Annotated in this window: 20 protein-coding genes and 2 pseudogenes (1 of these 22 only partly in view); 11 read left to right on the top strand and 11 right to left on the bottom strand. The window is 65.4% G+C overall.

What is annotated here, in order from left to right:
- Positions 1–250 (bottom strand): annotated as a pseudogene (locus NJLHNGOC_RS16255) (hypothetical protein); the annotation flags it as partial.
- A 132-nt stretch (positions 251–382) separates the two neighbouring features.
- Here NJLHNGOC_RS16255 and NJLHNGOC_RS04615 point away from each other — a divergent pair.
- The gene (locus tag NJLHNGOC_RS04615) at positions 383–2,440 is read left to right on the top strand and encodes a tetratricopeptide repeat protein (protein WP_113595307.1); all 2,058 of its coding nucleotides are present in this window, start codon (positions 383–385) and stop codon (positions 2,438–2,440) included.
- Positions 2,437–3,336 (top strand): 4-(cytidine 5'-diphospho)-2-C-methyl-D-erythritol kinase, encoded by a 900-nt coding sequence (locus NJLHNGOC_RS04610; RefSeq protein WP_113595306.1) that lies wholly within the window; start codon positions 2,437–2,439, stop codon positions 3,334–3,336. The genes NJLHNGOC_RS04615 and NJLHNGOC_RS04610 overlap by 4 nt, the downstream gene beginning before the upstream one ends.
- 467 nt (positions 3,337–3,803) lie before the next feature.
- Here the strand turns inward: NJLHNGOC_RS04610 and NJLHNGOC_RS04605 are convergent, their stop codons facing one another.
- The 6 genes from NJLHNGOC_RS04605 to NJLHNGOC_RS04580 form a co-directional block, all read right to left on the bottom strand.
- The gene (locus NJLHNGOC_RS04605) at positions 3,804–4,796 is read right to left on the bottom strand and encodes an SDR family oxidoreductase (protein WP_113595305.1); all 993 of its coding nucleotides are present in this window, start codon (positions 4,794–4,796) and stop codon (positions 3,804–3,806) included.
- A 206-nt stretch (positions 4,797–5,002) separates the two neighbouring features.
- Positions 5,003–5,581 carry a YqaA family protein gene (locus tag NJLHNGOC_RS04600; protein WP_113595304.1) on the bottom strand — a complete coding sequence of 193 codons (579 nt, stop codon included), beginning with the start codon at positions 5,579–5,581 and terminating at the stop codon, positions 5,003–5,005.
- 358 nt (positions 5,582–5,939) lie between these two features.
- The gene (locus NJLHNGOC_RS04595; RefSeq protein WP_113595303.1) at positions 5,940–7,649 is read right to left on the bottom strand and encodes an ATP-binding protein; all 1,710 of its coding nucleotides are present in this window, start codon (positions 7,647–7,649) and stop codon (positions 5,940–5,942) included.
- Positions 7,618–8,337 carry a response regulator gene (locus NJLHNGOC_RS04590; RefSeq protein ID WP_110528646.1) on the bottom strand — a complete coding sequence of 240 codons (720 nt, stop codon included), beginning with the start codon at positions 8,335–8,337 and terminating at the stop codon, positions 7,618–7,620. Before NJLHNGOC_RS04590 ends, NJLHNGOC_RS04595 begins: the two co-directional genes overlap by 32 nt.
- Before the next feature lie 121 nt (positions 8,338–8,458).
- Positions 8,459–9,487 (bottom strand): cysteine synthase A, encoded by a 1,029-nt coding sequence (locus NJLHNGOC_RS04585; protein ID WP_113595302.1) that lies wholly within the window; start codon positions 9,485–9,487, stop codon positions 8,459–8,461.
- Between the two features lie 184 nt (positions 9,488–9,671).
- A complete protein-coding gene (locus NJLHNGOC_RS04580; protein ID WP_113595301.1) occupies positions 9,672–10,808 on the bottom strand; it encodes a helix-turn-helix transcriptional regulator in 1,137 nt (378 codons plus the stop codon).
- 190 nt (positions 10,809–10,998) lie between these two features.
- Here NJLHNGOC_RS04580 and NJLHNGOC_RS04570 point away from each other — a divergent pair, with 190 nt between their 5' ends.
- Positions 10,999–12,219: a Hint domain-containing protein gene (locus tag NJLHNGOC_RS04570; protein ID WP_113595299.1), complete on the top strand. Its 1,221-nt coding sequence runs from the start codon at positions 10,999–11,001 to the stop codon at positions 12,217–12,219.
- 7 nt (positions 12,220–12,226) lie between these two features.
- Here NJLHNGOC_RS04570 and NJLHNGOC_RS04565 read toward each other — a convergent pair whose 3' ends face one another.
- On the bottom strand, positions 12,227–13,114 hold the full coding sequence (locus NJLHNGOC_RS04565) for a DUF2272 domain-containing protein (RefSeq protein WP_239021336.1): 888 nt from the start codon (positions 13,112–13,114) through the stop codon (positions 12,227–12,229).
- Positions 13,115–13,370: 256 nt separating this feature from the next.
- Here NJLHNGOC_RS04565 and NJLHNGOC_RS04560 point away from each other — a divergent pair, with 256 nt between their 5' ends.
- On the top strand, positions 13,371–14,387 hold the full coding sequence (locus tag NJLHNGOC_RS04560; protein WP_113595298.1) for an aldo/keto reductase: 1,017 nt from the start codon (positions 13,371–13,373) through the stop codon (positions 14,385–14,387).
- A 36-nt stretch (positions 14,388–14,423) separates the two neighbouring features.
- Positions 14,424–14,549, top strand: a complete 126-nt coding sequence (locus NJLHNGOC_RS16580) for a hypothetical protein (RefSeq protein ID WP_275399377.1) — start codon at positions 14,424–14,426, stop codon at positions 14,547–14,549.
- Positions 14,550–14,560: 11 nt separating this feature from the next.
- On the opposite strand, the gene NJLHNGOC_RS04555 is transcribed toward NJLHNGOC_RS16580, so the two are convergent.
- Positions 14,561–14,962, bottom strand: coding sequence for a hypothetical protein (locus tag NJLHNGOC_RS04555; protein WP_133258663.1), 402 nt, complete (start codon positions 14,960–14,962; stop codon positions 14,561–14,563).
- An 82-nt stretch (positions 14,963–15,044) separates the two neighbouring features.
- A complete protein-coding gene (locus tag NJLHNGOC_RS04550; RefSeq protein ID WP_113595296.1) occupies positions 15,045–16,769 on the bottom strand; it encodes a Na+/H+ antiporter in 1,725 nt (574 codons plus the stop codon).
- Positions 16,770–17,073: 304 nt separating this feature from the next.
- Here NJLHNGOC_RS04550 and NJLHNGOC_RS04545 point away from each other — a divergent pair, with 304 nt between their 5' ends.
- Complete coding sequence (locus NJLHNGOC_RS04545; protein WP_113595295.1) at positions 17,074–18,000, top strand: DnaJ C-terminal domain-containing protein; 927 nt, start codon at positions 17,074–17,076, stop codon at positions 17,998–18,000.
- On the top strand, positions 17,997–18,326 hold the full coding sequence (locus NJLHNGOC_RS04540; protein ID WP_110528671.1) for a chaperone modulator CbpM: 330 nt from the start codon (positions 17,997–17,999) through the stop codon (positions 18,324–18,326). The genes NJLHNGOC_RS04545 and NJLHNGOC_RS04540 overlap by 4 nt, the downstream gene beginning before the upstream one ends.
- A 149-nt stretch (positions 18,327–18,475) precedes the next feature.
- Here the strand turns inward: NJLHNGOC_RS04540 and NJLHNGOC_RS04535 are convergent, their stop codons facing one another.
- A complete protein-coding gene (locus tag NJLHNGOC_RS04535) occupies positions 18,476–18,916 on the bottom strand; it encodes a hypothetical protein (protein ID WP_113595294.1) in 441 nt (146 codons plus the stop codon).
- Between the two features lie 370 nt (positions 18,917–19,286).
- Between NJLHNGOC_RS04535 and budA the strand changes: the two genes are divergently transcribed.
- The 4 genes and pseudogenes from budA to NJLHNGOC_RS04510 form a co-directional block, all read left to right on the top strand.
- Complete coding sequence (gene budA, locus NJLHNGOC_RS04525) at positions 19,287–20,075, top strand: acetolactate decarboxylase (protein WP_113595292.1); 789 nt, start codon at positions 19,287–19,289, stop codon at positions 20,073–20,075.
- Between the two features lie 95 nt (positions 20,076–20,170).
- On the top strand, positions 20,171–21,862 hold the full coding sequence (alsS, locus tag NJLHNGOC_RS04520) for an acetolactate synthase AlsS (protein WP_113595291.1): 1,692 nt from the start codon (positions 20,171–20,173) through the stop codon (positions 21,860–21,862).
- Between the two features lie 175 nt (positions 21,863–22,037).
- Positions 22,038–23,765: a D-lactate dehydrogenase gene (dld, locus tag NJLHNGOC_RS04515; protein ID WP_113595290.1), complete on the top strand. Its 1,728-nt coding sequence runs from the start codon at positions 22,038–22,040 to the stop codon at positions 23,763–23,765.
- 256 nt (positions 23,766–24,021) lie between these two features.
- Positions 24,022–24,275 (top strand): annotated as a pseudogene (locus NJLHNGOC_RS04510) (alpha-keto acid decarboxylase family protein); it runs 1,453 nt beyond the window's last position.

Below are 24,275 nucleotides of genomic sequence, written 5' to 3'. Positions count from 1 at the left end.
CGCCTGTCGTGACGGGCGGCGGGGACGCCGGACGGCCCCGCGCTGGCGCGGCGGGCGACGGCGCGGACGGCGTGGCAGGGGCGGCAGGGCGGGAGGGCGCGCGTGAAAAGTGATGTCCCTCGTCCCCCTCACGCTGTATGGGGGGGGATGGCTGGGCCGGTGTGGACAGCCGGTCCACGGGAAAAGGGGACAGCGCTTCGTCCGCGCCCCATTCCACATACAGTTGCAACAGGGACAGGGAATCGGTCATCGGATGGATACATCCCGGACATGCAGGGCGCGTCTTTGCCCCGGCACCGAACGCGCCGACGTCGCAGGCGTGGACGCGGCGGGAGGGGGCGGGGTTTGGCATCGCGTCACGCACACGCTAGATTCTGGTTTCATGCTGTCCTCCCGTTTCTGGCGCGTGGCCGTCGCCGCCGCTGTTGTACCGCTGCTTGGCGTTATTCCCAACCGGGAAACGCATGCCGCCGCCCCCGCGACCGCCGTGCGGACCCCCGCCGCCACGCGCACCGTGGCGCAGAGCCTTGCGACGAACGTGCTGGTCGCCACCGTCGCGGCGAGCGAGGGCGACAATGCGGAGGCCGCGCGCACCTTCGCCCGCGCGGCGCAGCTTGCCCCTTCCTACAAGCCGTTCGTCCTGCGGGCGTTCCTTTACGCCATCCTTGCCGGCAGTCCGGAGGCCGCCCGCCTTGCGCGCCAGCAGCCCCCCGGCGTGGTGCCCGAACTGGTGATGGGCAACGCGGCCGCCATCGCCGGGAACTGGGCCGATGCGCTGGCCCATTATGACAAGGCCCCCGACGACCCGATCATGACCATTGTCCGTCCCCTGCTGCGGGCATGGGCGCTGCAGGGACTTGGCCGCACGGATGACGCGCTGTCCGCGCTGACGACGGCGCAGGCGGACCGCATGCTGGGGGGGTATTACACGCTCCATGCCGCCCTGATCGCGGAACTGGGGGGGCAGTCGATGCGGGCGGATACGCTGTACCGCCGCGCGATGGGCATGTCGGGTGGCGACCTGTTCACCACGCGCGTGCTGGCCCACTGGCTGTACCGGCAGGGGAAAGCGCGTGAGGCGCGTGACATGATCGCGTCCAAGATCACCGCCATGGCGGCGCTGGAACCGGCGCGTTCCGCCCTGATCGCGGCACTGGACCGCCCGGTCCTTGCCACGCCCCGGCAGGGGATGGCGCAGGCGTACGGCCTGCTGGCGCTGCTGATGGATGAACAGACCAGCGCGGAGACGCCACAGCGAAAGCCGGGTGACGAACGCACCGCCCACGAACATGACATCACCACCCTGCGCAGCACGGAACAGATGATGCTGCGCCTGTCGCTGATGCTTGATCCCGACAATACGGAGGCGCGGATCCTCCTGTCCTCGCTGTTCCATATGGAGGACGAGAACCAGCAGGCCATCGATGTCCTGTCGGAGGTCCCGTCCACCGACCCGATGGCCGTCGTGGTCCGCGCGGAGGAAGGCGAGCTGGACATGGCGCTGGGCCACCGGACGGAGGCGGAGCGGATCATCCGCGGCCTTCTGCATGACGTGCCCGATGACCGGACCCTGTGGTGCGACATGGGGGACATCATGCTGGGGCAGGGCAAATGGCGGCAGGCGCTGTCGGCCTATACCCGCGCGCTGGCGCTGTCCGGCACGCTGGAGGGGGACGACTGGCGCATCCTGTTCGGGCAGTCGATCGCCTATGACCGCATTGGCGACTGGAAACATGCGAAGGCAGGGCTGCTGCAGGCGCTGCGCATGGCCCCGAACGAGGCGGAGCTGCTCAACGATCTCGGCTATTCCATGGTGGAACACGGCGATGATCCCGCGGCGGCGGAAAATTACCTGCGCCGGGCGCTGGCGCTTTCCCCCGATGATGGGCAGATCCGCGACAGCGTCGGCTGGGTGATGCTGCGCCTGGGTCATGTGGGCGAGGGGCTGCCGCTGCTGGAACGCGCGGCGGAACAGCTGCCGCAGGACCCGGCGATCAATTACCACCTTGGCGTCGCGTACTGGGTATCTGGCCGCCAGCTTGAGGCGGTGAATTCCTGGCAGGAAGCAGCCCAGCTTCATCCCGACCCGTCGGACCAGCGCAAGATTTCGGCGGCGCTGGCCTATGCCGCGACCCGGACGGCGGCGCATCCGCCTGCCCATGCGGCGGTTCCGACGGACCTGCGGATCGTGCCCGTGGGTGATGCACCCGCGTCGCCCGCGCCAGATGGTGTCGGGAAAACCGGCGGCGCCATGCCCGATGCGAATGCCGGTGCCAGCCCACAGACACCCGCTGCCCCCGCTGCATCCGGCGCGCCCGCCGCGCCATCGCCCGCCGCGCCGGCGAACGGGGCTGTGCATGCCACGCCGGATGCGCCAGCGACCAGCGCACCGGCAACCAGCACACCAGCAACCAACAAGAAGGACGGAGCAAGTCAGTGACGGCAACCCAGCGCGAATCGGCGCATGCGAAAATCAACCTGTACCTGCATGTGACCGGACGCCGTGCGGATGGGTACCATCTGCTCGACAGTGTGGCGGTGTTCGCCGGGGCGGCGGATGTGCTGGAGGTCGAAATCGCGGCGCGGCAGGGCGCGGCCCTGGACCTGCGGATCGACGGGATGTTCGGCGCGGGGCTGGTGGGTGACGATACGACCAACCTTGTCGTCCGCGCGGCCTCGGCGCTGCGGGCGTGGGTCGGGGCGGACGCGGCGGCGCTGCCGTCGCTGGATGCCGTCCTGCACAAGGAACTGCCGGTGGCGTCGGGAATCGGCGGTGGGTCCGCCGATGCGGCCGCCGCCCTGCGCACGGTGATGAGGGCATGGAACCTGAACCTGCCGCGCGCCGAACTGATCAATATCGCGACGGGACTGGGGGCGGACGTTCCGGTCTGCCTGGATCAGGTTCCCACCCGGATGAGCGGCATTGGCGAAATCCTGCGTCCCGCGCCGGTGATGCCACAATGCGGGATGATGCTGGTCAACTGCGGCATGAGCGTTTCCACCCCGGCCATATTCCGCGCGCGCAAGGGTGGTTTCAGCCCGGCCCCGGACCTGCCGGCGCGGTGGGATACGCTGTCGGACATGGTAGCGACCCTGTCGGGGCTGAACAACGATCTGGAGGAAGCGGCCTGCGAGGTCTGCCCTACGATTCGCGAGGTGCTGTCGGCCCTGCGCGCCGCCCCCGGCTGCCGCTTTGCCCGGATGAGCGGGTCCGGCGCGACGTGCTTTGCCCTGTTCGACACGCCGGAGGCGGCGGACCTGGCGCAGGACGCGGTGGCGCGGCCCGGATGGTGGGTGTGGTCGGGGGATCTTTACCGCAAGGGATGCGCTGCCTGAAACTGTCAGCGCCTGTCTGTCCGATACTGAATGTCGGATAATGGATACTGTCTGGATACTTTCGGATGACATGTCTTTCAGGAATCTATGGTCCCTGAAAGACTGTCGCAAAACGATCCGCTGATGAAAATGACAGAGGTTTTCAGGTGCCGCCTTTTTTCAAAAAGGCGGGCTGCATCGGCGCATTCCAGAACGTCTTTGGTAATAAGGGACTGTTTAAAAAGACATGACAGATAACACCTTGAATTTATAAAAGTTTTTGGTGAAGCTTTTTATAAAAAGCTTCGAAAGACGTCACCTTTTTGAAAAAAGGCGACACCCAAAAACTTCTATTAATTTTATCAAGGAGTTGTTTCCAAACGGTCCCTGACCTGATGCCTCAAGGGCAGGATTTTGAAACAGTTTTCCCGGCCCGGTCTTTTCGGCGGGGATGACCCTGTCCCCGCCGGTTCCCTGGACAGGCGTCCTCAGCCGCGACGGCGGCAGCGGATCGCGAGCGTCAGGGCAAGACCCGCCGCCGCGATGGCCGTGCCGACCTGCGCATGGCGGGAGGTCAGCAGCGGCGGCACCGCCTTTCGCGTGATCATGTCGAAACGGCCATGCGCGGCATAAGCCCCGGCCACCGTGCCGAACAGATCGTCAGGCTCGTTCCCGTCCACCGGCGTTTTTTCCATCTGCCGGGCATAGCCGCCTTTCGACAGCCAGCGGTCAGACAGGCCGGGCAGGAAGGTGGAAATCAGCCATGACTTGATCCCTGACGTGCCCACCCAGATGTCGCGATATTTCCCGAACGCCGCGCGACAGATCGCCTCCGCCGCGATTTCGGGTTCATATACGGGGCCCATCGGCTTCAGCCGCTTGCCCGTATGGTTGCGCGTCCATGAAAAATGCGGCGTGTTGATGGACGGCAGGTGCACCAGCGCGATGTGGATGCGGTCCCCATCATGCAGAAGTTCGGGGCGCAGGCTTTCGGAAAAGGCGCGAATCGCTGCCCGCGCGCCATTTTCGATGGATTGCAGCGGCGGCGGCCGCAGGCCCGACAGCGCGACAAGGTTGACGACCGTACCGTATGAACGGCGGCGCATGCGCAACAGGGCGGAACGCGTGCCATTGACGGTGCCCAGATAGGTGACCTCCGTCGCGCGGCGGATTTCATCGGGCGTAATGGCGGCAAGCTGCCCGCGCACGCCCGCCCCGGCGCAGTTGGCCCAGATGGTGATGGGGCCGAGTTCCTGCTCGATCTCCTCGGCCGCCATGTCCAGTGCCGCCGCGTCCGCCACGTCGGCGCAGGCGACATGGGTGCGGACATTCAGCGCGCGCAGTTCCGCCGCCGCGTCGTTCAGCCGGTCCCGGTTGCGCCCGATCAGGGCGATATCGCATCCGGCCCGTGCAAGGGTGCGGGCGGTGGCGCGACCGATGCCCGCCCCTGCTCCGGTAATGACAGCAACCTGTTGCGGCATGAAGATTGGCTCCGTGTTTGACAGGGACGGCCCCCGGCGCGACGCGGGAGGGTCCATGGAAAATGATGCGTTGACGCCATGTTATCACGCGTTCGCGCCCGAAGCATACCGGCCCGAAGCATGGCGGATCAAAGCATGACGGCATGCCATGACGTTCGCCGCGCGATCCGGGGCGACGCGGGCGTGATATCGTCGCCCACCGCGCGTCAGATATATTTCAGCGCGACGAATCCCGCCACGATCGCCGCCGCGAACGCCCCGGCCACCAGCGGCAGGCGGCGTTCGATGAAGGCCTGCACCGGCGCGCCGAAACGCCGCAGCAGGGCGGCGACCAGGAAAAACCGCACGCCGCGCGTGATGGCGCATGCCACGAGGAACGGCGCCAGCGGCAGGTGCGCCGCCCCGCTGGCGATGGTCACGAATTTGAAGGGGATGGGGGTCAGGCCCTTGATGAGGATGATCCACACCCCCCATTCGCGGAATCGCGCCTGCAGCCCTGCCAGCGTCGCCTGCGCATGATAGAAGCGCACGATCGGCATGGCCGCGTATTCCAGCAGGAACGCCCCGACATACCATCCTGCCACCGCGCCGCAGACGCTGGCGGCGGTACAGATCATGGCCAGCCGCCACGCCCGGTCCCGTTGTGCCAGCACCATCGGGATCAGCAGCAGGTCGGGCGGCAGGGGGAAAAAGCTGGCCTCGGCAAAGGCGACCAGCGCCAGCCACAACGGCGCGTGGCGACTGGCGGACAGGCGCAGGGTGCGCGTGTAAAGACGGTCAAGCATGGATCAGGGGCTCATGGCTCCGGCGGGGAAGAAGGGCAGGGGTATCCTAGAACGTGTCGGGCCGCGGTCCTACATCAATGCGACGGGCCACGTTCCTTTGTGAAGAAACGGGGGAATTCCCCGCGTGGTCGGAAAGGACCCGGCCCTGTTCTGGCGAAAGGGGAAGGATAACCGGGCGTTCCATTTACCTGAACACATTTCGCGGCCCCGGGATCCCGGTGACATGTTTCCGCGCATCACTGAAGGGTTTTCTGGTGAAGCTTTTTGCAAAAAGCTTCGAAGAACGGCGCATTTTTGAAAAATACGGCGTCCGGAAACGTTCATTGCTTTTTATCAATCGGTTGTTTTCAGGTACACTTCAGCAGACCAGGGTCACGCTGACACGCAGGCCATGCGGCGTGCGGTTGCCCAGCTTGATATCCCCGCCCAGTCCCCAGATGATGTTGCGCGAAATCGACAGGCCCAGCCCCGTTCCGCCGGTTTCACGATTGCGGCTGTCCTCGGCCCGGACGAAGGGGTCGAACATCCGTTCCAGATCCTCCGGCGGCAGGCCGGGACCGTCATCCTCGATCCACAGGCGGGTGACCATCTCGTCCGGGTCGTTGCGTCCGCCCGGTTCGGGGGGGAACAGGGTGACGCGCGCGCCGCCACCATATTTGACGGCGTTCATCACAAGGTTGTTGAGTGCACGTTTCAGCGCAACCGGACGGGCATGGATCGTGACGTCGGGCGGATCCTCGGTAAAGCCGATCGCGTCCGCAAGCTCGGGCCGTGTCTCCGTCACTTCGTCCAGGATGGTCTGCAGCAGGATGGTCAGGTTCAGCGAACTCATCGGTTCGCGCTGTTCGGCATCACGGCCAAAGGACAGGGTCGCGGCGACCATCGATTCCAGTTCGTCCAGGTCGGCCAGGAAACGTTGCTGCATCTCCTCGTCCTCGATGAACTCGGCACGCAGTTTCAGGCGCGTGATGGGCGTGCGCAGGTCATGGCCGATGGCCGTCAGCATCAGCGTGCGGTCCGACAGGAACCGCCGGATGCGCCGCGCCATGGTGTTGAATGCGATGGCGGCGCGCGCCACCTCCTGCGGGCCGTCCTCGGGCATCGGGGGGGCGTTGACGTCGCGGCCCAGTGCCTCCGCCGCGGCGGCAAGCGTGCCGACAGGCGCGATCAGCCGACGCACGCCCCACAGGATCAGGATACCGCCGGCCACCGTCATCAGGATGAAGGCGATGGGAAAGGTGGGGGAACGGAAGATGCTGGGCCGGGGGACGACATAATGGATCGTCAGCCAGCGATGCTCGTCAGGCAGAAGGAAGGCGATGGCATGCCTGCGCCCGCGCGTGGGGGGGGAGACCATGACCTGCAGCGGGCGCAGGTGGGGCGGCAGGGGCGGCATGCCCCCCATCCTTGGCGGCCGGTTTTCCGCGAACGGTCCGCCGCCCCATGCGCGGGGCTGTCCGCGCGGCGGGCCGGGGGGCCTGTCATCCGGGCCGTCGGAACGATGGTCGGGGGCGGCGCGGTCGTCGCGATCGGCATTCTGGTCGGCGTCGCGGCGGCCCGGGCCGCCGTTCGGGCCGCCACCGGGACCGTTGGGACCACCCCACCAGTCCATGTGCCCCCCGCCCATGCGGCCGCCGCGCGGCGCGGCCATCAGGCTGTCGATCATGTCGGGTTCGGGACCGGGCGTCAGTTCCGCGCGAAAGGTGGCGGGCATGTGCAGGGTGCTCAGTTCGGCGTCGCGATGGTCGGGGGCGGTTTCCACGATCCCGCGATAGAGGGTCGCCACCTCGGTATGGTATTTTTCCTCCATCATGCGGCGGTCGAAATCCAGCCGGTCCAGCGCATGGATGGTCAGGCCGCCCGCCTGGATCACCCCCAGCCCGCAGATCAGCAGCAGGCTGGTCCGCGCGGCGAGCGAGGGCGGACGCAGCCGCAGCAGCAGCGCGCGCAGCCGCCCCAGTCGTCCCGGCGGCTCTTCGGCCACGGGCAGGATGTCGTCAGGGTGGATCAGGGGCCGGGCATCATCGTTCAACGGATCAGACCCGTTCGATTTCCGCCGCCAGGACATATCCGCCGCCCCGCACCGTCTTTATCAGCTGTGCGTTGCGGCCGTTATCCTCCAGCTTGCGCCGCAGGCGGCTGATGGCGACATCGATGGCCCGGTCGAACGGCCCGGCCTGCCGCCCGCGCAGCATGTCGAACAGCATGTCGCGCGTCAGGACCCGGTTGGCGCGTTCCAGAAGCGCCATCAGCAGGTCGTATTCCCCGCCCGTCAGCGGAACCTCCGTCCCGGCGGGGTTGAGCAGGCGGCGGCGCACGGTGTCGAGTTCCCATCCCGCGAAACGCAGCAGCCTGCGCGAAGGCACGCTGCGCGGGTCGGGATTGTCGTTGACGCGGCGCAGCACCGCGCGGATGCGCGCCAGCAGTTCACGCGGGTTGAAGGGTTTGGGTACGTAATCGTCCGCGCCCAGTTCCAGGCCGATGATCCGGTCGGTATCGTCGCCCATGGCCGTCAGCATGATGATCGGCACGTCCGCCTGCGTGCGCAGCCACCGCGCGACGTCAAGGCCGCTTTCGCCCGGCAGCATGAGGTCGAGGATCACCAGCTGATAATGTCCGCCGGTCCATTTGCGGCGCGTATCCTGCCCGTCGCGCGCGGTGGTGACCCGCAGTTCATTGCGTTCGAGAAAACGGGCGAGCAGTTCCCGGATTTCACGGTCGTCATCAACGATGAGGATATGCGGCATCAGGTCCATGGCACGGCATCCTAGACGAAAGGAGAAGGCTTCACACCTGCTGTTTCACTCCGTTTCAATATCGGGGGCAAGGGCCGTGCCGCCATCGCCCGGCCCCGTTTCAGGGGCCGGGGGACGTTGCCTACTTGTCCAGCCATGACGGCACCGGCAGGTGCTTCGAACGCAGGAATATCGGGTTGAACAGCTTGGACTGGTATCGTGCGCCGCCATCGCACAGGATGGTGGCGATGCGGTGGCCCGGACCCATCGCGCGCGCCACGCGGATCGCGGCTGCGACGTTGATGCCCGCAGATCCGCCGACCGACAGTCCCTCATGGATCAGCAGTTCATAGATCTGCTCCAGCGCCTCGGCGTCGGGGATGCGCTCGGCATCGTCGAAATGCAGCCCCTCGAGGTTGCCGGTCACGCGCGACTGCCCGATGCCCTCGGTGATGGAGGAGCCTGAGATCGACAGGTCCCCCGACTTGACCCATCCGTACAGGCCCGAACCTTCGGGATCGGCAAGGACGACGCGCGGGCGGGCGACGCCGGCGGCGCGGGCGCGGTCCTCCAGCCCCAGCGTGACGCCCGCCAGCGTGCCGCCCGTCCCGCACGAGCAGGTGAAGGCATCGATGCGTCCGCCCATCTGGTCCCAGATTTCAGGTGCGGTGGTGCGGCGGTGTCCCTCGCGGTTGGCAAGGTTGTCGAACTGGTTGGCCCAGACCGCGCCGGTCTCTTCCGCCAGACGGCGCGAGACATGGACATAGTTGCCCGGATCGCGGAACGGCTTGGCCGGGACAAGGCGCAGGTCCGCGCCGATCATGCGCAGGAAGTCGATCTTCTCCTGGCTCTGCGTTTCAGGCATCACGATGATGGAGCGGTAGCCGCGCGCGTTGGCCACCAGCGTCAGGCCGATGCCGGTATTGCCCGCCGTGCCCTCGACCACCGTGCCGCCGGGTTTGAGGACACCGCGCCGCTCCGCGTCGTCAATGATCGCCAGCGCTGCGCGGTCCTTGACCGATCCGCCCGGGTTCATGAATTCGGCCTTGCCAAAGATGTCGCATCCCGTGACCTCGGACGCGCGATGCAGGCGGATCAGCGGCGTATGACCGATCGCGTCGGTCATGCCCGCGCTGGTGGTGGGCTGGAAGGGGGCAGGGCTTTCGGCCATCAGGATTGAACCTTCGGATCTGTAATTGACGTGTCATGGGGCGGCCGTCCCGCCATGTCGGCGCGGGACGATGCTGCCTGTCATGCCCGTCCCGGACGGGACAGGGCGGCCGGGGCAATGTGCCCCAATGCCTGCGCGAAACCAAGACATCGCGCGCATGCCCGTACCATCGGGGGGGGTGTGATCAGGCCCGCGTACCTGCATATGGGGCGGGAAGGTCGCGAAGGAAAGCGGCCAGCTTCGACTGGCTGTTCACATCGAGCTTTTCATAGACATGGCGCAGGATGGAACGGGCGTAATGGTCGGAAATCCCCAGCTCCCGCGCGGCTTCTTTCAGGGAAAGGCCGTTGCCGACCTGCCGGGCCAGCCGTGCCTCGCTGTGGTTCAGTCCCAGCAGGTGCAGCGCGTCGCTTACGTCCGGGGTGGGGGCGCCGGGGCGGTGGAACATCACCAGCGCCATGCCGCGCGCGGGACGCCCGCCCATGTTCGCGTCGTCCATTCCGGGGAAAAGAGGCATGGCGCGCGCGATGACGGGCTGGCCCGACGGGCATTGCAGCGTGATGAAGCGTTCCGGGGCGACCTGTGTTGCCGTGTCGGGATGAAGGACCCCGCGCAGCAGATCGTCGAGCCGCCGCTGGCTTTCGCGGTGTAAACAGACGACGCGATGATCGACGCAGGTTATCCCGTCACCCATAAGGTCGGACATGGCATCGTTCATGAACACCATCCGTCCCTCCTGATCCACCAGCGCGGCGGCGGTGGACAGGCGCATGCAGATTTCATGGAACCCGTGCGCAAGGACGCGGCTGCGGCGTTCGGCCGCCGACATCGCCAGCGCGCGGCACACATGCTGCCCCAGCATCACGCGCAGCCTGCGCTGGGCGTCCGTTTCATGGGGATTTTCCCACGGGCGCTGGACCGACAGGCTGAAGGGCGGGCAGGCGGGATCGGCGAAATAGAGACGGTTGGTCCGGCCCGCGCCGAATTTGCGCAGGAAGTCCTGGTAATAGGGATGGCGTTCCAGTTCCGCATCCGTGACGAGGGCGGTGTCCGATATCTCACCCTGTGGGCGCGAACGGCCGTGCAGATGCATCCGGTACGGGTCGTGCCGCCACATGTGGTCGTAATAGATCTGGTCGGATTCGGTGATGCGCGACGAACTGAACCGCAGTTCCGGGCTGTCGTTCCCGTTGGGCACGATCGCGGCCCCGATCCCGCCCACCATCCGTGACAGTCCCAGCAGCGTCGGCTGCCAGTGGCTGTCATCGAACGCGCAGCGATAGATGTCGCCTATGACGGCATTGACGGCATCGGAGAGCATTCAGGGCAGACCTTGGTCCAGGGAACATGAAACGGACAGATAAAACGAATCGATGATACAGGTTTCGTGACACATATCCAGTCCCATATGGGGACTATTGTGACGGTCTGCGTATCCCCATGATGCGCGGCACGGGTCGGGCGCCAGCGGGCAGCCGGCGAGGGTTTCCGGCGCGGATCTGGGGAAATTCATGACAGTTACAGGACCGGAAATGGAAAACACGCCCCCGCGTGGGGGCCGGGACGTCTTGCGTCATCGCTCTGGCCGTCCCGACGTGGCGGGCGCGTGCGGCGATGGACGGGCCGACGGCGCGCCGCCGCGCGGGGTGGCGCATGCGGTTTTTCCCGCCCCGATCACACGCAGGACGACGGGGTTCATGCCCGGCACCATGCTGCGCACGCCCGGCGGGGACATGCCGGTCGAAACCCTTGCCCCCGGTGATTTCGTATTGACGGCGCAGGGGCGGATGCGGCGCATCTGCTGGATCGGGCCCGTCCCGTCCCATGCCGCGGCGGTGGCGCGCGATGGCGCCTATCTGGTCCATATCGCCGCCCATGCCTGCGCCCCGGGACAGCCGGCGCGCGACATGCTGGCGCTGCCGGACCTGCCGATCGGGCAGTCGGGACATGACGAGGTGCTGGTCCCCGCGAAGCTGCTGACGAATGGCGCGACACTGGCGACCCTGCCGACCACCCTGTCGGGCGGGTTCATCGAATGCTGGGGGATCGTGCTGGACCGGCCGTCCGTCCTGCTGGCGAACGGGCTGCCGGTCGGGGTGGGTGTCGCGCGGGCGGAGGTGGACGGCCTTCCGCCGATCGTGACGCACGCCCCGGTGGTGTCGGTCCGCCGCGCCCATCTTGCCACCCGGGCGCAGACGCTGGGCTGGCGGGTCAGCACCTGCATGGACCTGCATGCGATGGTCGATGGATACCGGGTCGAGGCGACGCGACATCGCGACGGCGTGGCGCGCTTTACCTTTCCCGCGCGGGCGCGGCATGTGCGCCTTGTCTCGCGCACGTTCGTCCCGGCCGACTGGTGCGCCTCTGCCGACAGGCGCGCGCTGGGGCTCGCGGTGCGGCGCATCGCCCTGGGGGAGACGCGCCAGACGATGCGCCTCCTCGACCTGAACGACCCGTGTCTTGCCCCCTTTTTCTGGCCGGAGGAGGGCACGGGAAAAGGGAAATGGCGGTGGAGCAGGGGCATCCTGACCCTGCCACGCGGGCTGTGGGGGGATGATGGCGCCGCGACGTCCGTCACGCTGCTTGTCGAATATGACGCAACCGCCAGCCAGTGCTGGGTCATTCCCCCGATGCCGACGCGGATCTTCATGCCCGACCATCATGGCGTGTCCGCCCGCCCCTGCCGGCAGGACAGTGCCCCGGCGCCCGACGCCCCCAGCCCGACGGCGTAAGGGGCGGCTATTCGCGTTTCGCAGGGTCGCCAGGGTCGTCGTACAGCACCTGAAGCACCACGCACCAGGGATAGCGCGGGTCAACGCTGCCGCCGCGCCGTGTCGCCAGCCGCCCGTGCCGGTCCACCGGCACATGGGTCAGGCTGACCGCGTCATCCACATTGCCGCCGATGATGCTGATCTGATGACCAAAGGGCGGCGCGTTGTCGTCCATCGCGACCACAAGGCCGCAATGCGCGGGAAAGGGCTGCGCCGTGGGCAGGTTGGCAAAGCGCACGGTCCTGCTGGCCCCGCGTCCCACGCAGATCAGGTCCCCCATGCGCGGGGCATAGGAAACGGGGTTGCGCGCCCGCACGCCCTTTTCCGTCCGCGCGGCGGCGGCGTTGATATAGGTGGCGTGGTTGGGGGAATAGGCAAAGCGGTCATTCGCCCCCGCCACCCGCATGACATAGGAAATGAACGCCGCCGACCAGGCATAGGTGCCGTCATGCACGAAATCGGTGACATGCCCGTTTTCATCATGCTTGCCGGTCCATGCGCTTTCGCGTTCGCCGGGGTCCTGGCCGATCCACCAGTATTCGCCCACCCGCTGCCACAGCCCGGCGGTCCGTTCCGGCTTGACCGCCGCGATGGTGGGTTCGGGACGCTGTTCGGGGTCGTCATCGCTGACGGGCTGTCCGAACATGCGCCATTCCCGCAGCGCGATGGCCACGGTGTTCTGGCGCGTGAAGGGTTCAAAATTCCGTGTGGCGAAATCCGGCACGTGCGCATCCACCGACAGCGGCCCCGCGCCCTGCGCATACTGCGTGACCGGCGTGCTGGCCGGACGGGAACGTGGGGTATGGGCGCATGCCGCGAGGCTTGCGAGAGGCAGCAGAAAAGCAATCTTGCGCAGCACGCGGGGTTTCTCCTCGGTCAGGGCGGGGCACGACAGGGCTGGGCGCGGGGCATCCCCCGTCCGCTTCATCCATACGGCGCGATGCCCGACGCGAAAAGGGGGTGGGGCAGCCATGCGGGCAGGGCCCCCCGCCTTGCGATCATGTCCGAAAGGCCCAATTCTGTCATGGACGGCGCGGCCATTCCCGCCCCATGACGCCATCATGGCGCACGGGGGTGGTGGTGGCGCGCCCATTGTCAGGAAGGAGCGACGCATGACAGCCGCAGCAACGGGCACATCGACAACGTCGGACACCATCACCATCGCGGGGCTGAAGCGGCCGGTGGCGCGCATCGCGCTGGGCACATGGGCCATTGGCGGATGGATGTGGGGCGGTCCCGACGACCGGCAGGCCATCGCCACGATCCACGAGGCGCTGGAGGTTGGCATCGACCTGATCGACACGGCCCCCGTCTATGGCTTCGGCCATTCGGAGGAAGTGGTGGGCGAGGCCCTGTCGGGCGGCCGCCGCGACAAGGTGGCGATCGCAACCAAGGTCGGCCTCGACTGGCATGAGGACCACAAGCCGTTCCGCAACACGTCCGCCGCGCGGATCAACAAGGAAATCGAGGATTCGCTGCGCCGGCTGCGCACCGATCATATCGACCTGTACCAGGTCCACTGGCCCGACACGGCCGTCCCGATGGAAGAGACGGCGCGCGCGCTGGAAAAACTGGTGACGCAGGGCAAGGTGCTTGCGCTGGGTGTCAGCAATTTCAGCATTCCGCAGATCGAGGAATTCCGGAAATTCGCGCCGCTTTCCGCCATCCAGCCGCCCTATAACCTGTTCGAGCGTGAAATCGAACGCGACATCCTGCCCTATGCCATCAGGAACCGTCTGGCGGTGCTGGCCTATGGTCCGCTGTGTCGCGGGCTGCTGTCGGGACGCATGACGCCGGAGACGAAGTTCGGCAGCGATGACCTGCGCGCCAGCGACCCGAAATTCCAGCCGCCGCGCTTTGCACAGTATCTGGCCGCCGTTGACGCGCTGCGTGATTTCGCGCGGGAACGGTACGGCAAATCCCTGCTGGCGCTGGCGATCCGCTGGGTCCTGGACCAGGGACCGACGATCGCGCTGTGGGGCGCACGCAAGCCGCAGCAGATCGAGGGCGTGCGCGACGCGCTGGGCTGGAGCCTGACGGAACAGGACCGCAAGGATATCGACGCGATCCTGACGCGCACGGTGCGCGATCCGGTGGGGCCGGAATTCATGGCTCCTCCCGGACGCTAGGAATTGAACAAACAGGTCTGCCAAGGACCTGAAATCATGAAAGTTTTTGGTAAAGCTTTTTTCAAAAAGCTTCAAGGAACGTTGCCTTTCTGGACAAAAGGCGACACCCAAAAACTTTCATCCCTTATCAACGGACTGTTTTCAGACAGTCTTCGGGCATGAGGCCGGGGGGATCAGCGGAAGCTGTCATCCCCGCCCATGTCCCTCCCGCTTGTCTGCGAGGCCGAGCGCCATGCGCCGTGCGAGACCATGCACTGGGCATAGAAACGGCTGTGGTCGTTGCGGTTCATGGACATCCGGTTGCTGTTGGCGGTGGAATACATCCCCATGGCGGAGGTCGTCTCGCACACTTGGGCGACCTTGATGTATTCCGGGCTTTTCCTGTCCATCGCCACCTGATAGCCCGAGACGTTGCCATAGGGCGATGGCGCGTGGGACCGGCGCGGGATGTGGAAACTGTGATCCTTTGCATGGGCCGCGACCGGCGCCATGACAGGTGCCGCGACCGGCAGCAGCCCGGCGACCAGCATCGCGGGCGCAAGGGCGCGGCGGAACGGCAGGGGCAGGAGTTTCATCGAACGGGTCTCCTTCATGGTCGGCGCGACGGGCGCATCATGGACAGGCGCATCGTGACAGGTGCGTGCCGCTGGCGCGGGGCTAGTGCGCGGCAACGGCGGGCGAATGGTTTTCGGCCTGCTGGCGTGGCAGGGAATGAGCCTCGATCTGGAGTTCCTGTTCGATGAAATCAAGCTCCTGGTTGATGGTGGCCTCCGTCTCGTCATTGATGCGGCGCTGCATCACGCGCAGGTGCAGGCGTTCGCGCATGTGGCGGATGACATGGAACCGCAGCGCCAGCTCGGCACGTTTTTCGCGGATGGCCGTGGCGCGGATGCCGTTCTGCGCCGCGGCGGAATTGTCCAGCCGTTTCAGGGTGTCCTGATATTCATGCAGAAGGCGCGAAATCGCCTCCTGCTTCAGGTCGATCGTCTCCTCGTCCGCGTCGTGGTCGATTTCATGATGCGCCAGGGCTGCCTGTTCGGCATGCAGCGTCTGCACCGCCGTCTGGGCCAGTTCGATGCGCATGGCGTCGAGTTCACGCAGGCTGGGATCGTCCTCGTCAGCCTGCATGCCCGCCATCAGCGGCGGCATCGCAAGGCTGGCAAGCACGAGGGAACAGATGATGACCCCCGCCGCCAGCGTCACCAGCAGGTCGCGGCCGGGAAATCCGGGGGAGGTCGCGGTCGCGATCGGCAGCGACAGGATCGCCGCCAGCGTGATGGCCCCGCGCGTGCCCGCCACAGTCATGATCAGCACCGTGCGGGCCGAGGGGATGACCGTCTCGCGGTGGCGGACATGCGCGAACAGCCGCCGCGCGGTGATGGAAATCCAGATCCAGACAAAGCGCATCGTGCTCATCGCAAGCTGGATGGCGATGATCGCAAGGATCAGGAACCATGGTGAAACCCCGCCGGCGCGCGCGATATGCGCGCCCTCGGTCACGAGGTCGGGCAACTGCAGCCCCAGCAGGAGGAAGATGACCGCGTTGAAGGTGAAATTGACCATGTCCCACACGGTCGTGGCCTTCAGGCGGGTTTCGGTGCGCGCCTCGTTCATCACGCCGGTGAACTTCACCGTCATGCCCCCCGCCACGGCGGCAAGGATGCCTGAACAGTCTGCCGCGTCCGCGATCAGGTAGATCGCGAACGGCAGCATCATCGCCAGCGTGATGTGCGTCGGCGGATCGTCATAGCCACGCACCAGCAGCACATGTTCCGCCCGGCACGCCGCCCATGCGATCAGCACCCCCATGATGATGCCGCCCGCCGACATGAACATGAAGCTGCCGAGCGCCTGCTGGAAGGAGAATATGCCCGTCATCGCGGCGGCCACCGCGAATTTGAAGCACACCAGTCCCGACGCGTCGTTAAGAAGTGCCTCCCCATGCAGGATGTGGACCACGCGGGCGGGGGCGCGCCCGCCCTCGATCATGCTGCCGACGGACACGGCATCGGTGGGCGACATCACGGCCGCCAGCGCGAACGCGGCCGGCAGCGCGATGGGCGGGATCATCCAGTGGATGAAATACCCGCACCCCAGCGTCGTGAACACCACCAGCCCCAGCGCCAGCATGATGATGACGTTGCGCAGTTCCCCGAATTCGCGCATCGGCATGCGATAGGCGTCGGCATACAGCAGCGGCGGAATGAACAGCAGCAGGAACATGTCGGGATCGAACCCGATTTTCAGCCCCGCAAGCGCCGCGATGGCACCGATCGCGATCTGGATCAGTGGAAGCGGGACAGGAATGCGTCCAATACGTGAAATCAGGCTGCTGATGCCACTAACCGTCAGTAACGCCAGCGTAAGAAAGACAACATGCATATCGGAGGCATATCTTTTATATTGCTATTTTTCGCCCGAAAATAAAACAATACCGGCGCGAAGTAAAACCACAAAAGATTTATTTTCATCGGGAGGTGGAATGTTATTTTCATCTACCTGATATGCACCCGCCAGTATCCTGCGCCGGTCGCGCGCGGTTTTGCCCGGGTCCTTCATTGACCGGGGGGCATGGGCTTCCCATTATCAGATAATGAATGACCGTCCGGCAGGCACGGCGGGGGCCGCCTGTCGCGCGGTCCGGAATTGCCATGTTCGGCCCGACCCGGAGGAATGACACCCAGCCGTGAGTAAAGATCCATATGACGTACTTGGCGTGGCGCGCACCGCCAGCCAGGATGAAATCCGCAAGGCCTACCGCAAGCTGGCCAAGAAGCATCACCCTGACCTCAACCCCGGCGACAAGGCCGCGGAAGAGAGTTTCAAGGCGGTGGGCGCCGCGCATGCGCTGCTGTCCGATCCGGAACAGCGCGCGCGCTTCGACCGTGGCGAAATCGACGCGGAGGGGCAGGAACGCGGCTTCCCCGGCGGCGGTGGCGGCTATCGCAGCCATGCGGAGGGCGCGCAGGGTCATTTCTATGGCGGCGGCCAGTTTTCCGAGGATGACCTTGGCGACATCTTTGGCGGCATGTTCGGACAGCGCGGCGGTTTCCGCCGCCGTCCGCAGGGTCCGATGAAGGGGGAGGACCGCCAGTACTCCCTGACCGTCAGCTTCCTTGATTCCGTCAATGGCGGCACGTCGCGCGTGACCCTGCCGGGCGGCGGGACGCTGGATGTAAAAATTCCGCCGGGGATCGAGGACGGACAGGTGCTGCGCCTGCGTGGCAAGGGGGATGAGGGATATCAGGGCGGTCCTGCGGGCGACGCGCTGATTTCCATCTCCGTCGCGCCGGACCCGAATTATACCCGCGATGGCAACGATATCCGCTCCACCCTGCCGATTGACGTAAAGACGGCGGTCCTGGGCGGCAGCATCACGGTTCCCACCCCTGCCGGCCCGGTCAAGATGAACGTGCCCGCCCATTCCGATACCGGCAGCGTGCTGCGCCTGCGTGGTCGCGGGGTCAAGGCGCATGGCGGGCAGGAAGCCGGCAACCTGTATGTCAGGCTGCAGGTCACCATCGGCAAGACGGATGAGGCGTTCGAGAACTTCCTCAGGTCGTGGACCCCGCCCGGGGCGAAGGATGGCAAGAGCGGGGGCGGTGCGTCATGATCACGTTCGAGACCCTGTGCGTGCGGGTCGGCAACGTCCCGCCTGACGAAATCCAGCACTGGATCGACAGCGAATGGCTGCGACCTGAAGGTGTGCGGGGACATTACCTGTTCCGCGAAATTGACGAGGCCCGCGCCATCCTGATCCGCGAGCTGCGCCATGATTTCGGCGTGAACGAGGAAGGCGTGCCGATCGTGCTGTCGCTGCTCGATCAGCTGTATGCCTCCCGCCGGCAGATGCTGCGCCTGCGCGAGGCGCTGAGCGTGCCGCGCGAAAACGAACTGCGCAGCAAGCTGCGTGGCCTGCTGGGCATGACCCCGGAATAGGTTTTGTTGCGGAACGCCTGGTTCCGGCGCGACATCCCTGAATGTTTCCTTCCACGGCGGCCTGCTGTCCGTTTCGCGTGGGGGGAACAAAAAACCCCGGCCTGCGGATGCAGGGCCGGGGTTTTTTCATCCGTGCTGCGGATGGCGGGTCAGTCCGCGCGGCTCAGCGGCAGGTTCAGCACCTGTCCGGGCTTCTTGCCCTTCATCTTGAGGACCGCGCTGTTCTGGGAGACGAGGGTGAAGGTGGTCTGCGGGTTGTCGTCAAGCGAGGTCAGCGTCGTGCCGTTTTCCTGCTTCAGGACAATGGTGCGTCCCGCCAGTCCCGTCACCTTCTCCAGCGGGGGTGACAGTTTCAGGCCCAGCCGTGCCGCCGCGCCGGTTTCCTTGTTCTGCGCCGTGATCGTCAGCGGCTCGATGCCCAGCGACGACCACGGGCCGGCGAAATCGCTGATGGCATAGGACGAGGGGGCTTCGGGGGGCTGTGCCGTGGCCGGTGCCCCCATGGCAGGGGCGACCGCAAGCGCGCCCGTCAGGGTGCACAGCGCCAGGGCAGCACTACTCAGGGCGGCGCTACGAAGTGATTTCATCATTGGATATTCATTCCCAACCTCAATAATGCCCCCACAATGACGGGCGCGTCGTCATCGGGCAAGGCGGCATGTCGGCACGGTTCCGGCATGCCGGAAGGGGGCGTCGGGGAATATTTCATGCCCGTGTATTCGCCTTGCGAATATTTCCGCGAATATTTCGTTTTTACAGGGCGCGGGGCCCCGACCCGTGTCCCGTCGCATGCGGGCGGGAAGCAGGCGGGAATGCAGTCCCATATTTTTGATATATGGAAAACGCTGTAAATATATATTGGACGATTGGATCGGGCTGCCTCACCATCTGCGCACACACGGAATTATCCGGCTCCCGACCCGCAGGCGGGACGCCGTGAACTGATGCGGGAGAGATGGTTTGAAATTCAGATGCCAATCGGTCGGTGACATCGATTCCCGGTCCGGCGCGCTGGGCGGCGCGGCGGATCTCGGGCCCCGTCGCAACAGGCTGTACCAGACCTCCACCATGGCGGCGCTGCTTGACGCCGTCTATGACGGGGAAACCACGCTCGACGAACTGCTGGTGCATGGCAATTTCGGGCTGGGAACCTTTAACGCCCTCGATGGCGAGATGATCGTCAATGACAGCGTGGTCCACCAGTTCCGCGCCGATGGTCAGGCCGGGCGCGTTCCGGGCTCGCTCAAGACGCCCTTCGCATGCGTGACCTTCTTCCAGCCGGAAAAGGAATACGTGATCGACACGCCGTGCGACAAGGAAGGGTTCGAGGAAATCGTCAACCGTCTGGTGGACAATCCCAACCTGTTCGCCGCCGTGCGTTTCACCGGCATTTTCGAGCGCGTGGAAACCCGCACGGTCTTCTGCCAGTGCCGTCCCTATCCCCCCATGCTCGACGTCGTCAGCCGCCAGCCGACGATGCAGCTTGGCACCGCGACGGGCACAATGCTGGGCTTCCGCACGCCGCCTTACATGCAGGGCGTCAATGTCGCGGGCTATCACCTGCATTTCCTGACCGAGGACGGCAGGCGCGGTGGTCACGTGACCGATTACCGCGTCCGTCAGGGCCGGCTGGAGGTCGGGGTGATTTCCGATGTGGAAATCCAGCTTCCGCGCACGGAACAGTTCGCAAAGGCGAACCTGTCGCCCGAAAACATTCATGAGGCCATTCGCGTGGCAGAAGGCGGGTAAAACGGGAATAACGGTTCCCTTTTTACTGTATTTTTTCCGAATTTCGCGCCCTGCCCATGTATGGCGGGCGCGTCCGTTCCAGGAACAACGGTCATATGACAGACAAGGCAGGATCGGCCGCCACGCAGTGCGGGGCCGAGATGATTGTACGCAACCTGGTCGAACATGGCGTGACCCATGTCTTCGGCATTCCCGGCGCCAAGGTCGATCGCCTGTTTGATGCGCTGGTGGATTCGCCCATTGAAACGGTCGTGACGCGCCATGAACAGAACGCGGCCTTCATCGCGGGCGGCATCGGTCGCATGACGGGCCGCGCGGGGGTTGCCATCGCGACGTCGGGGCCGGGGGCCTCCAACTTCGTGACCGGCCTTGCCACCGCCAATTCCGAGGGCGACCCGGTGCTGGCGATCGGTGGTGCGGTAAAGCTGGCGGACCGGCTGAAGCTGACGCACCAGAGCATGGACACCGTCGCCCTGTTCCAGCCGATCACCAAATACAGCGCGGAGGTCACCTCCCCCGACGCGGTGTCCGAAGTCATCGCCAACGCCTTCCGTTTCGCGGAAAAGGGCCGCCCGGGCGCGGCCTTCGTCAGCACGCCGATGGACATCCTGTCGATGCCCGCCAGCGGGCCGGTCCTGGCGGGCCGCCCCCTGCCGGAGGCCGGGGCCGCGGGCGTGGAAGCCGTGGCGGAAGCCGCGAAGCTGATTGAAAAGGCGCAGCGTCCCGTCATCCTGCTGGGCCTGCTGGCAAGCCGCCCGGACGTGGCGGAGGCCGTGCGCGGCCTGATCGCGCGCACCGGGGTTCCGGTCATCGGCACCTATCAGGCGGCGGGCGCGGTGTCGCACGAACTGGCGGACCGTTTCGGCGGTCGCGTCGGCCTGTTCCGCAACCAGCCGGGCGACCAGCTTCTGCATGAGGCCGACCTTGTCATTTCCATCGGCTACAACCCGATCGAATATGATCCGTGGCTGTGGAACGTCGATGACGCGCGCCGCATCATCCATGTTGACGTGGTGGCCGCCGAACTCGATGCCCACTATGCCCCGGCCGTCGAACTGATCGGCAATATCGCCGCCAGCGTCGATGCCCTGACGGCAAGGCTGGGCCGGCTGGCGCGCGCCACCTCGCTTGAGGAAATCCTTGGCGATTACCATGCCAAGCGCCGCAACGACCTGCTGGAGGCACGCAGCACCAGCAACACGGCGGTCCATCCGCTGCAGATCGTGCGTGAACTGGAAAAGGTCGTGACCCCCGACGTCACGATGTGCCTCGACATGGGGACGTTCCATATCTGGCTGGCGCGTTACCTGCTGTCGTTCCGCGCACGTCAGATGCTGATCAGCAACGGCCAGCAGACGATGGGCGTCGGCCTGCCGTGGGCGATCGCCGCCAGCCTGCTCAACCCGGCGCAGAAGGTCATTTCCGTGTCTGGAGATGGCGGGTTCATGATGTCGTGCATGGAGCTGGAAACGGCGGTGCGCCTGAAATGCAACCTCGTCCACCTCGTCTGGGTCGATCAGCAGTACAACATGGTCGAAATGCAGGAGCGCAAGAAGTACGGCCGTGGTTCGGGCGTGGATTTCGGGCCGATCGACTTTGCGATGTTCGCGCGTTCGTGCGGCGCGCAGGGAATCGCCGTCCGCTCCGCCGATGAAATCGCGGGCGCGCTGCGCGCGGGTATGGAGGCCGAAGGGCCGGTCGTCATTTCCATCCCGGTCGATTATTCGCACAACCACCTGCTGATGGAACCGCTGGCGCGGCTGGGCGAAACGTCGGCCGCCGCATGATGCCGCGGGCTGGCATCACCGTCTGATGCCGATGTCCGGCACATGGAACATCGGCGTTTTATACCTGTCTGGACCCGCGCAGGACGTGGCACACTGCATGCCGTGTCCGGCGTGCGTCCGGCCCCGCCGGGCCGTGGGCATGACGCAGGGATATGACAGGGGAATTTAAAAAAGAATGCTGAAGATGGCACATGATACATCCGCACCCGCAAGCCAGCTGATCGATACGTTCCGTTCGATCGTGGGCGACGGGCATGTCCTGACCGACGCGGGGGCGACGCTGCCCTATCGCCGGGGGTTCCGCTTTGGCCAGGGGCGGGCCCTTGCGGTGGTGCGTCCCGGTTCCCTCGTGGAACAGTGGCGCGTGCTTCAGGCCTGCGTAAAGGCCAACGTGATCGTCATCATGCAGGCCGCCAATACCGGCCTGACGGGGGGATCGACCCCCGATGGCGACACGTATGACCGCGATGTCGTCATCGTCAACAGCATGCGCATGCGCACCATCCACCTGATCGGTGGGGGAAAGCAGGTCGTCTGCCTTCCCGGCGCGACCCTTGACCAGCTGGAGGGGATGCTCCAGCCGCTGGGGCGGGAACCGCATTCCGTCATCGGATCGTCATGTATCGGGGCGTCCGTCTTTGGCGGGGTCAGCAACAATTCCGGCGGCGCGCTGGTGCGTCGTGGCCCGGCCTATACCGACATGGCCCTATTCGCGCAGGTTGACGCGGCGGGGGAACTGCATCTGGTCAATCACCTCGGCATCGATCTCGGCACCGACCCCGAGGACATCCTTGCGCGGGCCGAACGGGGTGAATTCCCCGATGCCAGCATCAACTGGAACGCCGGGCGCGGGCATGATGACGATTATGCCCGCCACGTGCGCGACATCGACGCCGATACGCCCGCGCGGTACAATGCCGACCTGCGCCGCCTGCATGAAGGTTCGGGCTGCGCCGGGCATCTGGGCCTGTTCGCCGTGCGCCTTGACACGTTCGAGGCGGAGAAGAATCCCGTCGTCTTCTATATCGGGACGAACCAGACCGACGTGCTGGAGGACGTGCGCCGCCATGTGCTGGGCTCGTTTTCCGAACTGCCGATCGCGGGGGAATACCTGCATCGCGATGCGTTCAACATCGCGGAAAAATACGGCAAGGATACCTTCATCGTCATCCGCATGCTGGGCACGCGCCGCCTGCCCGCGCTGTTCGCGATGAAGAACAGGTTCGACCGCCTGTTCGACCGGCTGGGTTTCATGCCGTCGCACTTTACCGACCGGTTCATGCAGTTCCTGAGCCACTTTTTCCCCAACCACCTGCCGCGCCGCATGCGCGATTACCGCGACCGTTACGCCCATCACCTGATGCTCAAGGTCAGTGCGTCGGGCGCGCAGGAGGCACGGGATTTCCTGACCAGCCATTTCGCGCAGCATGAGGGCGCGTTCTTTGAATGCACCCCCGACGAAGGGGCCAAGGCGTTCCTGCACCGCTTTGCCGCGGCGGGGGCGGCGGTGCGGTACCGCGCGGTCCATCCCCGCACGACCGAGGATATCGTCGCGCTCGACGTCGCGCTGCGCCGTAACGACCGCGAATGGTTCGAGGTGCTGCCTGACGATATCAACCGCGAAATCATCGTAAAACTGTATTACGGGCATTTCCTGTGCCACGTGATGCATCAGGATTACGTGGTCCGCAAAGGCAACGACTGCATGGACCTCGAACATCGCATGCTGCCGCTGCTGGACCGTCGCGGCGCGCGCTATCCGGCGGAACATAATTTCGGTCATCTGTATGCCGCGCCCGACGACGTGCGCGCGCATTACCAGCAGCTTGACCCGTGCAACTGTTTCAATCCCGGCATCGGACAGGCGACCAAGCGCAAGAACTGGGTCGCCGAAAGCGTCTAGCGCCCTGCCGGGCCAGAGGTTCGTCAACAGCGGTAATATTGGGGGAGTGTTTCAAAAACCTGTCCGGGAAGGACGCAGAAAAGAAGTTTTCGGGTGCCGCCTTTTTTAAAAAGTCGGTGTTGCCTGTAGCTTTTTGCAAAAAGCTTCACCAAAAACTTTGATTATTTCTGGTAATGGTTTGCGCTGAAACATTTTCCCAGGTGGTCGCATGACCCATCATGTGGCCATCCGCGACAAGAAACGGAGGGACACGAACATGGCCTATACTGTCGGACATTACCTTGGCGACCGCCTTGCCCAGATCGGGNCTGAAGGATCATTTCGCGGTCGCGGGGGATTACAACCTCGTCCTGCTGGACCAGCTTCTGGAAATTGACGGGCTGCGGCAGGTCTATNTGCTGCAACGAACTCAACTGCGGCTTCAGCGCCGAAGGCTATGCCCGCGCGAACGGCGCGGGGGCTGCCGTGGTGACCTTCAGCGTCGGCGCGCTGTCGGCGCTCAACGCCATC

It is taken from the genome of Novacetimonas cocois (assembly GCF_003311635.1).
Classification (GTDB): Bacteria; Pseudomonadota; Alphaproteobacteria; order Acetobacterales; family Acetobacteraceae; genus Novacetimonas; species Novacetimonas cocois.
This window is presented reverse-complemented; position numbering and strand designations above follow the sequence as displayed.